At 68.0% G+C, this 11,899-nt stretch carries 9 protein-coding genes and 1 pseudogene; all 10 read right to left on the minus strand.

Going from position 1 to position 11,899, the window contains the following annotated elements:
• Window position 1 precedes the first annotated feature (1 nt).
• A complete protein-coding gene (locus QM732_RS12435; RefSeq protein WP_415656447.1) occupies window positions 2-322 on the minus strand; it encodes a hypothetical protein in 321 nt (106 codons plus the stop codon).
• Window positions 323-429: 107 nt separating this feature from the next.
• Window positions 430-843, minus strand: coding sequence for a hypothetical protein (locus tag QM732_RS12440; protein WP_415656448.1), 414 nt, complete (start codon window positions 841-843; stop codon window positions 430-432).
• 49 nt (window positions 844-892) lie between these two features.
• On the minus strand, window positions 893-1,147 hold the full coding sequence (locus tag QM732_RS12445; protein ID WP_415656449.1) for a heavy-metal-associated domain-containing protein: 255 nt from the start codon (window positions 1,145-1,147) through the stop codon (window positions 893-895).
• A 96-nt stretch (window positions 1,148-1,243) separates the two neighbouring features.
• Window positions 1,244-3,064, minus strand: coding sequence for a 2Fe-2S iron-sulfur cluster-binding protein (locus tag QM732_RS12450; RefSeq protein ID WP_415656450.1), 1,821 nt, complete (start codon window positions 3,062-3,064; stop codon window positions 1,244-1,246).
• Window positions 3,061-3,753 carry a PepSY domain-containing protein gene (locus QM732_RS12455; protein ID WP_415656451.1) on the minus strand — a complete coding sequence of 231 codons (693 nt, stop codon included), beginning with the start codon at window positions 3,751-3,753 and terminating at the stop codon, window positions 3,061-3,063. The genes QM732_RS12450 and QM732_RS12455 overlap by 4 nt, the downstream gene beginning before the upstream one ends.
• A 65-nt stretch (window positions 3,754-3,818) precedes the next feature.
• The gene (locus QM732_RS12460; protein WP_415656452.1) at window positions 3,819-6,527 is read right to left on the minus strand and encodes a TonB-dependent receptor; all 2,709 of its coding nucleotides are present in this window, start codon (window positions 6,525-6,527) and stop codon (window positions 3,819-3,821) included.
• A 243-nt stretch (window positions 6,528-6,770) separates the two neighbouring features.
• On the minus strand, window positions 6,771-7,190 hold the full coding sequence (locus QM732_RS12465; protein ID WP_415656453.1) for a hypothetical protein: 420 nt from the start codon (window positions 7,188-7,190) through the stop codon (window positions 6,771-6,773).
• 216 nt (window positions 7,191-7,406) lie between these two features.
• A pseudogene (locus QM732_RS12470) lies at window positions 7,407-7,603 on the minus strand (IS256 family transposase); the annotation flags it as partial.
• A gap of 135 nt (window positions 7,604-7,738) precedes the next feature.
• Entirely contained in the window at window positions 7,739-10,960 is a 3,222-nt protein-coding gene (locus QM732_RS12475) for a two-component regulator propeller domain-containing protein (RefSeq protein WP_415656454.1), read from the minus strand.
• Window positions 10,961-11,108: 148 nt separating this feature from the next.
• Window positions 11,109-11,885, minus strand: a complete 777-nt coding sequence (cysE, locus tag QM732_RS12480; protein ID WP_415656455.1) for a serine O-acetyltransferase — start codon at window positions 11,883-11,885, stop codon at window positions 11,109-11,111.
• Window positions 11,886-11,899 lie beyond the last annotated feature (14 nt).

Below are 11,899 nucleotides of genomic sequence, written 5' to 3' on the forward strand. Positions count from 1 at the left end.
CTCAGTGATGCTCATGGCCCTTGGGCCTTGGCGCCGACGCTGCCGCGGCAGGCAGCGTGGCCGAGTCGGCCTGGCGGGCCTCCTTGGCGTAGGCCCGCCAGCCACCGGCCTCGTGCACGGTCTTGTTGGCGTCGGCCCAGGAGCCCACGCCCGTCTCGGCATTCGGGCGGTAGCCCTGGAAGGCGGATCGGTAGGCCGCGGCCGGAACCTGGGCCTTGGAATTCAGGGGGTCGGGCCGTGCCGACTGCGCCAACGCGCCAGGCGCCAGCCCAAGGGTCGTGGCGACCATGGCCAGCGCCACGCCGGATGCAATGGATTTCATGCGTCTCTCGCAGGTGAACTGAAAGGCTGCCGCCAGCACGTGTCGTCACGACACGCACGGTGCAGGCTGGAGTCGGGGCGGGCGCGGCTAGGCGCGGCCCCGGTCCGTCAGGCGAGAGCGCTTCGGGGAGGTCGGTCCAGCCCACCGACCATCACGCGGTCGTGGGCGGCCTGGAGGGTCGGGACTTCGGGCAGGTCGGGCGGCGCCACGGCCAGGCTCACGACGGCGGCAGTGAGGCCGACGACATTGCAGCAGGACGAGCACACGCTGCACTTGCCCGCATGCTGGGCCTGCGCGGGTTGCGCGTCGTCGGCATCCTGCGCAGCCACGCCCGCGTCAGCCATGGCATGGGCTTCATGATCGACCATGCCGGCATGGTCATGATCGTGCGCCGCATGATCCTCGATCACGCTTTGGTGGCTGGCCGGGCCGCAGAGCATCATGGTCTGGGCGGCGTACCCTTGAATGGGCAACGCCACGGCCAGCAGCCATGCCAGTGCGATCCGCCAGAACTTGCTCATGCTCAAAGTGTAAGGGGCTGGCAGGTCCGTTCCAAAGTCCGCCGCCGGTTCAGCGGCAGCAGCACGTGCCGGTGGACGAAGCAGGCATGGCTGCCATGACGCCGGCCACCGGCGCAGGCGTATAGCCGGCCTCCCGGATGGCGTCTGCCAGCTCGTCGGCATCGGCCTGCGCCGGTTCGATCTGGATGCGATGCGACGCGAGGTCGATGTGCACGCGGGCGCCTGCATCCACGGCCTTCAAGGCCTTGGTGAGGGTGCTGACGCAATGGCCGCAGGTCATGTCGTTCACTTCGAAGCTGATCATCTGACGTCTCCGTTGGTTGTCCTGATCGGGACTCCACTGTCATCCTTGCCATCGTGGGAGGGTCAAGCGCTTTCTTGAAAGCCCTCCCCGTCTGGCTCAGATCTTGAAGTCGTCGAAGGCCACCCTGTCGTCCGGCACGCCCAGCAGCTTCAGCATCGCGCGGGTTGCAGCCAGCATGGGTGGCGGCCCGCAGAGGTAGAAGTCGCAGGCCAGCAGGTCGGGGTGGCGCTTGAGCAACCCCTCGCGCACGGCCTCGTGGACCAGCCCCGCAGGCGCGCCCGCCTCGCGCTGCTCGGACAGCACCAGTTGCCAGCTGAAGTTGCGGTAGCGCGCGGCAAGCGCCTCCATCTCCTCGACATAGGGCGCATCCAGGGCTGTTCTGGCGCCGTACCAGAAGTGGACGGGCTCGGCAGCTCCCGATGCCAGCAGTTCGCGGACCATCGCGCGCAGCGGCGCCATGCCGGCGCCGCCACCGATGAAAACCTTCTCGCGCCCCCCAGGCCGGATCGCGAAGTCTCCGAAGGGGCCGCTGTACTTCAGCCTGTCGCCCGCCTTGAGGCCGAAGACGTAAGCCGACCCCTTGCCCGGCGGATGGTTCTTGCCGCCATGCTTGCCATGGCAGAAGCGCACCAGCAGCGTCAGGCGTCCGTCGGTCTGCTGCACCGGCGCGGACAGCGAGTACGAGCGACGCAGCGGCACACCGCTGCGCCATTGCGCGGGCAGATGCAGGCCGGCCCAGGCCGCGCGATGCTCGTCGGGGGCATCAAGCTGGTGCCTGTCCATCTTGTAGGCCGGCACATGGACCTGGATGAACGCCCCCGGGCGGTGTTCGGGGCCGGGCACGGCCCCGGGTCTCAGCACGACCTCTCGCAAGAAGGGCGACAGCGCTCGGACGCTCTCGACCTCGGCATCGTGGACCATACCGAGCTCGGCGCCGCCGCGCACCTCGATGTCGAGATTGCGGTCCAGAGGCAGGTTGCAAGCCAAGCGGCAACCTGCCTCGATGCGCTCCGCAGAAAGCAGTGCACGGTCGGCGCTGGTGGCTTGGGGCGCCGCGCCGCGCACACGCACCTCGCACAGGCCGCAGCTCTGACCACCGCCGCAATTGGACGGCAACTGCAGGCCTTGCTGCGCCAGCGCCACGAAGACGGTGTCGCCTGCGTGGCCGCGCAGGCTGCGCAGCTTGCTGCCGTCCTCTGCGTGGACCATCAGCGCGCGAGTGCCGCGCCAGCGCTTGGGGATGAACTCGGCAAGGCTGAAGCTGGTGAACAGCAGCCAGATACCGCTGAGCGCCAGCCAGAAGCCACCCACCGCCGCGCTGACGACCAGCGGGTTGTTGAAGTCCTGGCGGCCGCTGTAGTCCATGATGTGCAGCATCCAGAACACGTCGAACAGGCGCCAGGTCTTGTTGCGATGCTCCAGCACGTCGCCCTGCTGCGACAGGTAGACCGTCGTGTCCTCGGCGTCGTCAAAGCCCACCCGCCAGACCTGCCCCTCATGGGCCCGCGTCTCCAGCGAGCGCTCGACCAGTTCGGCCTTCAGCGCCTTGCCAGGCCCGCGGTAGGAGGCTTCGGCGATGTGTTGCGCCAGAGCAGCGTCGAGCACGACGGGCTGGCCGCTGCGGGCGTCGATGAGCTGCGTGGCCTTGTCGCGGACCAGCCGGTAGACGGGTTGGTCGACCAGCCAGCCTGTCGAGACGAGCTGTACCGGCTCGCGCGCGGCGGCCAGCAACCGGTTCACGGGCTGAGCGTCGGCAGGCCAGGCTTGCCGGGCCGCCGACGGCGCCCGGAATTCGCGCCCGCGCACCTTGTCGGCATCCAGCAGGCTCATGACGAAGCCACTGCACATCCACAGCACCAGCTGCAGTCCGACAGCCAGGCCTATCCACTTGTGAATCTTGCGCATCCAGGGCGTCATGCCAGGGCCCTCCGACGGAAGCTGTAGAACACCAGCCAGGCGCCGCTCAGCGCGAACAGCAGGCCCACGCCAGCCGCCACCCGCAGCAGGCCGTTGTTGACGTCGCTGCGGGTGTCGTAGTCCATGATGTGGAACATCCACAGGAAGTCGAACCAGCGCCAGAGGTCGTGGCGTCGCGCCAGCAGGTCGCCGGTATCCGGCGAGAAGTACAGCGTCGAGTTGGCCCGGTCGTCGAAGCGGACGGCCCACATCGGCACCGGCCGCCTGGCCACCTCCTGCGGTGCCTGGGTGATCCAGGTCACTTCCCGGATCTCGGCCTCGCCCTGGTAGATGTCCCGCGCACGGCTGACGATCTGCTCGCGCTGCAGGGGGCTCAGCAGTTCCCCGGAGCGTGCGTCCACGAGGCTGGCCTTGCCCGCGGCACGGAGTTCGTAGACCTCTCGGCCCAGGAACTTCTTCAGCTTGAGGGATTCGAACCCGGGCTGCAGCCGGGCCAGTTGTTCCACGTCCAGCCGGTCGTGACGGGCATCCAGCGGCTCGTTGAAAACATGGGCGAGATGGTCTCCATGAATGACGTCCAGGGAGATGGCGGTCATATAGACGCCACTGAGCATCCAGAGCAAGGCCTGGACGCCGATGACGAGGCCGATCCATTTATGGGCTCGGCGCACCCAGAAGGGTAGATTCATTAGCTTTGTCTCACAGCGGTTGAGCATGCGGTACCGCGGGCCGAAGCCCGCGGTACCGCCGGGGCTTACCAGCGATAGCCGGCGCGAACGTGCCAGCGACGGCCTTGCAGGTCGTAGGTCATCGTGTCGGTGTTCGCATCCGTGTAGGACTTGATGAACGGCGCCTTCTTGTCGAACAGGTTGTCGATGCCGACGGCGAAGTCCAGTTGCTTGCTGAACGCGTACTTCAACTGGGCCGAGTGGTAGGTCACCGCAGGCGCCCTGGCGCCGAGGTCCGCCGGAGCAGCGTTGATGTCATCTGCCGCGCCGATGTACTGGAGCGTGTATGCCCCCGACCATGCCCCCTTGGCCATCGTCAGCGAGCCCAGCGAGCGCCATTGCGTGTAGCTGCCGCGGCCGCCGGTGATCTTGCCCGTGTAATCGATGGCCGCAGCGCCCGGGAACGGACGGACCTGGTAGTTCCTCAGGTGCGACAGCTCGGCGTTGAGCGTGGTGGTGATGCCCGCCAGGTTGAACTCGTACAAGGCCCCGACGTCGATGCCCGAGATCTTCTCGTCCGCCGCATTGACGGGCTGAGAGGACAAAAAGTCGATCTCGCCGGTGGTCTTGTTGCGGGTGAAGCTGGCCGGGCTGCAGAAGATGTGGGCCAGGCCCGGCGTGTTGTAGCAGGTGGCCAGCTTGGTCGAGCCGGCCACGCTCTGGATGGCATTGCTGATCTTGATGCTGTAGTAATCCAGCGTCAGGGTCAGCGTCTTCACCGGCGACCAGACCGCGCCGGCCGTGATGGTCTTGGCGTCCTCGGGCTCCAGCTTGGGGTTGCCGCCCACGGTGGTCAGGATGGTGTTGCCCAACTGCTTGAAACCGGCCGGCACACCGGCGGCCTTGCAGTTCTGCGACACCACCGACGAGGTGGGCAGCGCGCTCCAGTTGCTGCAGGGATCGGTGGTCGTCAGGTTGCCTTCAGACACGCCGCCGTACAGCTCCGGGATGTTGGGCACGCGGAAGGCTGAAGACACGTTGCCGCGCAGCTTGAGGCTGGGCACCACCTGCCAGTCCAGGCCGGCCTTGTAGGTACTCTTTGAGCCGAACAGGCTGTAGTCGGAGTAGCGCGCGGCTGTGTTGAACTGCAATGACTCGACGAAGGGCAGCTTGCGCAGCAGCGGCACGGCCAGCTCGGCATAGACCTCGCGGGCGTTGTAGGAGCCCGCGATGGGGTCCTGCCGGTTGGTGTTGGCGATGCCCAGCACAGTCAGGTTGTCGGGGTTGCGCCAGCCGCTCTCCTTGCGCGCCTCCGCCCCCGCCGCGAATCCGACCGGGCCGGCGGGCAGCGAGAACAGTTCGCCGCTGATGTTGGCGCTGATGCCCTTCTGGTCGTTGCCGCCGGTGTCACGGGTCGTCGCCATGATGTAGCGCAGCACCTCGGGCGTCAGGTTGCCGTAGCCGAGGTAGTTGCCGCAGGGAATCGCTGCGCCAGGGGTGGTACTGCACTTGCTGCGATCCAGCGTGAGGTCCACGCGATCCAGGTTGGCGACATTGGTCGTGCCGTCCGAGCCGGTGTTGCGCCCCCAGTTCGCGGCGGCGGACCAGTCCCAGCTGTCACCGAGGCTGCCCTTCACGCCGGCCACGACGCGGAAGATGTTGGACTCCTGCGAGAAGGTACGCGTACCGCCCTCCTCCAGGCGGCGACGCTCCAGCACCAGGCTCTGCCCGGTGGGATTGGTCGGGTGGTTGGCGGCGATGTTGATCGTCCGATAGACGCCCAGCGAGCCGGCCGTGGCCAGCTGATTCGACTCGCGGTGCGAGAACAGCATCTCGGTGAAGAGCTGGGCGTTCTCGCTCAGGTTCAGCGTGCCGAAGGCGCTCATGCCCAGGCGCTTGATCGGGTTGACCGCGTTCAGCGCCGGGTTGCTGTTGTAGTTGTGCTTGGTGGCCGAGTAGGTCTCGTAGGCGCTTGCGTTGCCGCCCGGCGTCTGGTTGAAGTTGATGCGCTGGCCATCCGCCAGGCGGGCACGGCCGCCGATGGTGGCCGAGCTGCCCACGCATTCGAGCTTGCCACTGACCTCGCCGAGGCCGCAGGGCGCGCGTGTGGCCATGTTGATGGCGCCGCTCTCGGAGTAGTTGATCCCGGCAACCAAGGAACCGCTCGAGGACTGCAGGCCCCAGGCCAGGTCGACGGCAGTCTCGTCGCCGTCACCGCGCGACGTCTGGCCATAGCGCACCGAGGCCTCGCCCCCCTTGAGGCCGGTCTTGGTGATGATGTTGACCACACCGGCCACGGCGTCCGCACCGTAGATGGCGGAGGCCCCGTCCTTGAGCACCTCGACCCGTTCGATCATGGCGACCGGGATCATGTTGAGGTCGACCGCGCTGTTGGCGCCGGTGCCGCCGTTGACGACACGCCGGCCGTTCAGCAGGACCAGGGTGCGGTTGATGCCCAGGCCGCGCAGATTGACCTGGGTGGTGCCATAGCCATTGCCGGTCCAGTAGGCGTTGGTTTGATTGCCCGCGCCACCCGCCGAGGCGGGCAGCCGCTGCAGCAGCGTCTCGGCGGAAATCGCGCCGGTACGCTGGATGGTCTCGGCATCGATCACGGTGACCGGGCCAACGCCCGAGATCTGGGCCTGCTTGAAATTGATGCGGCTGCCGGTGATCTGGACCTTGTCGAGCGAGGCGGTCTGCCCCGCCCCGACTTCAGGAGCCTGCTGCGCGTCGGCGCTGTTGAAGAAGAGGAGAACGGCCGCGGCGACCGCAGTTTGCGAAAGTTTCGTAGACATCATGTACATCCATTTGGGTGCCGCACGCTGTCGACCTCATGGAGGCCGAACACGAACTCAGAGCACCTTCGAACCAATTGTTCGATGGCGAGCACATGCGATGGACGAGGAAGAACGGCCTTCTCTGAAGGCTGGGGAGTCAGAAGACCGGGCCCGTCGATCGACGCATGCAACTCAGCCAATCCTGGCCAGCGCGGCCGGCAAGCACATCCGTGCCTGCCGCCAGCCGGCGGTCACGCTGAGTCAGCTGCTTCGAGGCGGGCGCTCCTGACCGGAGAGCAGGAACTCCGCGCGCGGTCCGCGACTCTCAAGCAGCGGCGCAATGGCGAGCGGCGGAACCTGTGCGCCGAAATCTGCTGCCACCAAGGAGGCACAGGTGCCGCAGCCAGCGCACTGGCTGCAAGGCGTCGCGTCACAGCAGTGACCACCCTGCTGATCCGCCGTGTCAGCTGCTTTGGACGACTTGGCCTTTGGCAGCGCCACTCTCGCATGGGATCCCGATGCTGCGGCATGCTTGACGCCGCTCTCGGCCTGAACGTACTGCCCGCGGGCGTGCGCCTTGGCGACCGACACCGTCGGGCAGATCATCGACGTGGCAATGGACGCTGTCGCCGGCACCAGCACGGCGAGCAAAACCAGCAACCAAAAGCCAATGAGTTTCATGCACAAGGCGAGAAATGATGTTGCATTGCATCAAGCCTTGCCGAGCGTGTCTAGTTAGGGGAGTTCCCAGGATGGGAGGCTTCGCCTCCCGCCACCATGGCCTCGTCGCTGGTCAGCGGAGAAAGATGCAGGCAAGCCGCCCCTCCCGGGCCTGTCCGATTGTTGTATGTGAGGCTCGTTGAACCTTCACGGACGTCGCGATGGCGATTTGGGATCCTACGTGATGGGTCTGATGAACCGGTCCTCGCAGAGGATGGCGAACTGGTTCATCGCGGCCTTCCAGTTGTGCGCGGCGCGGCCCTGGTCGTCGGTGATGTTGCGCAGGGCCAGCCGGATGCGCTTGGTGGCTGATTCATCGCTGGGGAAGTGCTCGCGCGTCTTGTGACCTTGCGCTGCCATGCATTCACACCTTCCATGACGCTGGTCGCGCGGATCACGTGCAACCAGGAGAGGAAGTGCCTGGTCAGGCCAACCTTCCAGCGAAGATGAAGAACGTCCGCTCGCAGCGCCCTGACGTGGCCGCAATGGCGCTGCCCTGAAGGCCGCGCTCAATCGACGAGGGCATCGGGCGTGGAGGACGAACGTATCGCGACAGCCACTTCCTCCAGTGCCCGGCTGCTACTGATGCCGAAATCCCCAACGACACGCCGGCCGTTGGCACCACGCCCGACAGCCGTGTGCACGCCAACCCAGGCGTTTCGGCCGGAATGCTTGGCGGCGTACAGGCCAAGGTCCGCCAGGTTGACGACCTGCTGCCAGCTGCGCGCCTGCGGGCGCTCCGGTTCGAAGGGCATGCAGGCGAAGCCGACAGAGCAACTGACGAGGATCTCGCTGCCGTCGTCCAACCGGAAGGGCGTGGCGGCGACCACGGCCCGCATGCGCTCGGCGAGCTCCTCGGCACGTGCGCGGTCGGTGTCACGCGCCACGGCCAGGAATTCCTCGCCACCCCAGCGCACCAGGTAGTCGGACTCGCGCAGCACAGAACGCAGCCGCGCGCCGAACTGCACGAGCACGGCGTCGCCTGCCGCATGGCCATGGCGGTCGTTGATGCGCTTGAAGGCGTCGATGTCCAGCAGCAGGAATACGTTGTCGGTATCCAGCGGCTGTCCGCCCGCCGCCAGCGTTTCCTGCGAACGGCGCAGGCTGGCGGCCAGATCCTGGTCGATGTGATCGCTCAGGAATCGACGGTTGTGCAGCCCGGTCAGCGGGTCGGTCACGCTGCTCAGCTCCAGCTGCGCCGACTTCTCCTCCAACGCCTGGTGCAAAGCACGCAGCTCGGCGGTGCGCTCTCGCACCTTGTGCTCCAGCTCCAGCTGGCGGTGGCGGAGCAGCCGCGTGCGCGCAGCCACCGCCGCCATCAGCAGCAGCACCAGCCCCAGGGCAAGGACCGCGCGGAACCACCAGGTCTGGTGCCAGGCCGCACCCACCCGCACCGGCAGGGCCAACTCGCGCTCACCCCACTGTCCATCGCGGTTGGAGGCACGCAGGCGCAGCATGTAGTCGCCGGGGGGCAGATTGGTATAAGCCGCCAGCCGCCGCGAGGAATCGGCGGCCATCCAGCCGGCGTCGAAGCCTTCGAGCCGGTAGGCATAGCGGTTGCGCTCCGGCGCCGAGAAGTCGCTGGACGAGAACTCCACCGCCAGGCTGTTGCCGTCGGCTGGCACCGCCAGCATCGCAGAGTCGCTCGGCGCCAGCGCCACCGAATGGCCGCCGACCTGCACGTCCGCCACGAGCACCTGGGGCCGGTAATCCCAGGCCTGCAGCTTCTCGGGCAGCACCACCGTCATGCCGCCGGCACCGCCGAACAACAACTCACCGCGTTCGGTGCGCGCCGCGGCGCCGGTCCAGTAGGTCGGGAAGACGACACCCTCCGCACGGCGCAGCGCATGCACCGTCATCGTCCCGGTGTCGATGCGCGCCAGGCCGTCATCGGTGCTGGCCCAGACGCGGCCCTGCAAGTCCTGCAGCAGCGCATTGACCGTACCGTCGGGCAGGCCTTGGGCCAGACCCAGGCGCCGCGTCGCGTCTGCATGGCCATGCGCCGGCAGCACGTCGATGCCACCGCCATAGCTGCCCACCCACAGCCGCCCCTCGGCATCCAGCATCAGCGCGGTCACGAAGCCGGCCGACAGGCCGCGTGGCTGCGTCGGCCCAGCCGGGTAGCGCACGACGCCGTTGCCGATGGGGTCAACGCGGTTCAGACCATTGCGCGTGCCAACCCAGAGTTCACCCGCAGCCCCGCGGGCCAGCACCATGATCCGCTGGTCGGTCAGGCCCGGCGCCGCCGGCACCACCGCCGCGCTTCGGCCGCTGGTCAGGTCCAGCCGCCAAAGACCGTCGAACTGGCCGCCTATCCACAAAGTGTTGCCGTCGGCCAGCAAGGCCCAGGTCGACGCCGCCGGGTCGCGCCCCGCCAGGCGTATGCGCTTCACGCGCCGGCCGTCGGCGTCGGCCCGGTAGAGGCCTCGCTTGGTAGCGATGAAGACGCTGCCGTCAGCCGCTCGAACCATGCCCAGCACGATGTCCGAAGGCAGCGCGCTCTCGGGGCGGCTGGCGTCCGGCAGCAGCCCCGACACTCGAGCGCCGTCGGCGTCGAGGATGTCGACGCCGCTCTTGTGCGTGGCCAGCCACAACCTGCCGTCCGGCATGGGCAGGATCCAGCTGATCTCGGTGCTGATGAAGCGCGAGTCCAGCGCGTCCCCGACATCGGCGCTCGCACCCAGCCTGGTGAGTACGCCGTCCTGGCGCGGGTCGTAACGGCTCAGGCCGCGATTGGAGGCCACCCAGACAAGCCCGGAGCGGTCGCGGTAGAGGGTACGCAGCGCGTTGTCCGCCAGGCTGACAGGCCAGGCCGGCACGTGGCGGATGCGGCGGGTCTCGTGGCTCTGGATGTCCACGGCCACGGCGCCCTGGCCCAGCGTCGCCACCCACATCTCGCCCGGCTGCACTTCCAGCAGGCGGGTGATCTGGTTGTTGGTGAAGAGGTCGCCCTTCCCGCCCATCCCGGTCTCACGCACCTCTATGGCCGGTGCGTCACCCTCGCGGCCAAGCAAGAAGACACCCTCATGCAGGCTGCCAACCCAGATCTGCCCGGTGCCGTCCTGGGCCAGCGCCTGGGGCTGCACGACGCGGCCGGGCGCCAGCGCAACGGCCTCCAGGGGTGCGCCCGCGGTGGGGCGACGGAACAGCCCTGCCGCACTGCCGATCCAGAGTTGACCACGGTGGTCGAGCAGCACGGTCCAGACGCGCGCCCCCGCCGCTTCGGCCCAAGCGCCCGGCGCGCTGGCATGCTCGACGCGGCCGCTGGCCGGGTCCAGATGATCCAGCCCACCGTCGGTGACGACCCACAGCCCGCCGGCGCCGTCGTCGGCGATCTGGCGCACGCTGACATGGCTCAGGCCCTGCGGCCCGCCCACCGGGACGGCCACGAAACGGTCTGTCGCAGGGTCATGCCGGAGCAGTCCTGCCGCGCTGGTGCCAACCCAGAGCCGGCCGGCCGCGTCGCCATGAAGGGACTGCACGTAATTGTCCGGCAGCGCGCCGGGCTGCTGGAGGCCACCCTTGTAGACCTTGAAGCGGTAGCCGTCCCAGCGCGCCAAGCCGCCCAGCGTGCCCACCCACAGGAAACCCTGACCGTCCTCCGCCACCGCAGTGGCGATGGCGTTGGGCAGGCCCTGCTCCTGGGTGAGATGCTGGAAAGTGATATCCGCCAGGCTCGACCAGCGCTTGCCTCCCGGCGCCGCGCCGGCCGTGGCGACGGCTGTGGCCATCGCCAGACCGAGCAGCCATCGCCAGCCAGAGGAAAGCCGCAGTCGTAACTCGCTCAGAAGCACAACAGGTCGTCGCAGGGAGGGGCTGGCCGTCAAGGCCCGGACCCGCGATTCTCATCCAGCTCGCGCCCGCCGCGAACGAGGCGCCTCACTTGACGAGACGATTCATCTCCGCTGCGTCAAAAGCCTCGTCGCGCTGAGCGTCATCGGGTACGCAGTCGCCGACGGGCCGGCCGGCCTGGGTCGAGAGCTTGCACACCGCGTTCCACAACAGCGCGATCTGGTGCTCGTGGCCGGAGGCGCTGTCGATGAGGCCTCGCATGGCCAGCGCGACCGGATCGTCGCCCTGGGTCACGCCATAGGCGGAGAAGCCCATCCTGGCGGCGGCCTCCTCACGGGCCTGCTCGCTGGCGGCCTCGATGATGCGGGCCGGGTTGCCCACCGCCGTCGCGCCCGCGGGCACGGGCTTGGTCACGACGGCTCCAGAGCCGATGCGGGCGCCCGCGCCCACGGTGAAGCCGCCCAGGACGCTGGCATTTGCGCCGACGATGACGCCGGGGCCCAGCGTCGGATGCCGCTTGGCGCCCTTGACCAGCGAGGTGCCGCCCAGCGTGACGCCCTGGTAGATAGTGCAGCCCTCGCCGATCTCGGCCATCTCACCGATGACGATGCCCATGCCGTGATCGATGAAGACCTTGCGGCCGATGCGGGCGCCGGGATGGATCTCGATGCCGGTCAGCCAGCGGCTCCAGTGCGAGATCCAGCGGCCCAGCCACTTGAAGCCGCGCTGCCAGAACCAGTGGGCGCGGCGGTGCAGCATCAGCGCATGCAGACCCGGATAGCAGGTCAGCACCTCCCACGCCGACCGAGCGGCCGGATCGCGTTCGAGGATGAGGGCGATGTCTTCGCGCAGGCGCTGGAACATGGTGCTGCCGGTGG

Source organism: Roseateles sp. (assembly GCF_047654805.1).
GTDB lineage: Bacteria > Pseudomonadota > Gammaproteobacteria > Burkholderiales > Burkholderiaceae_C > Pelomonas.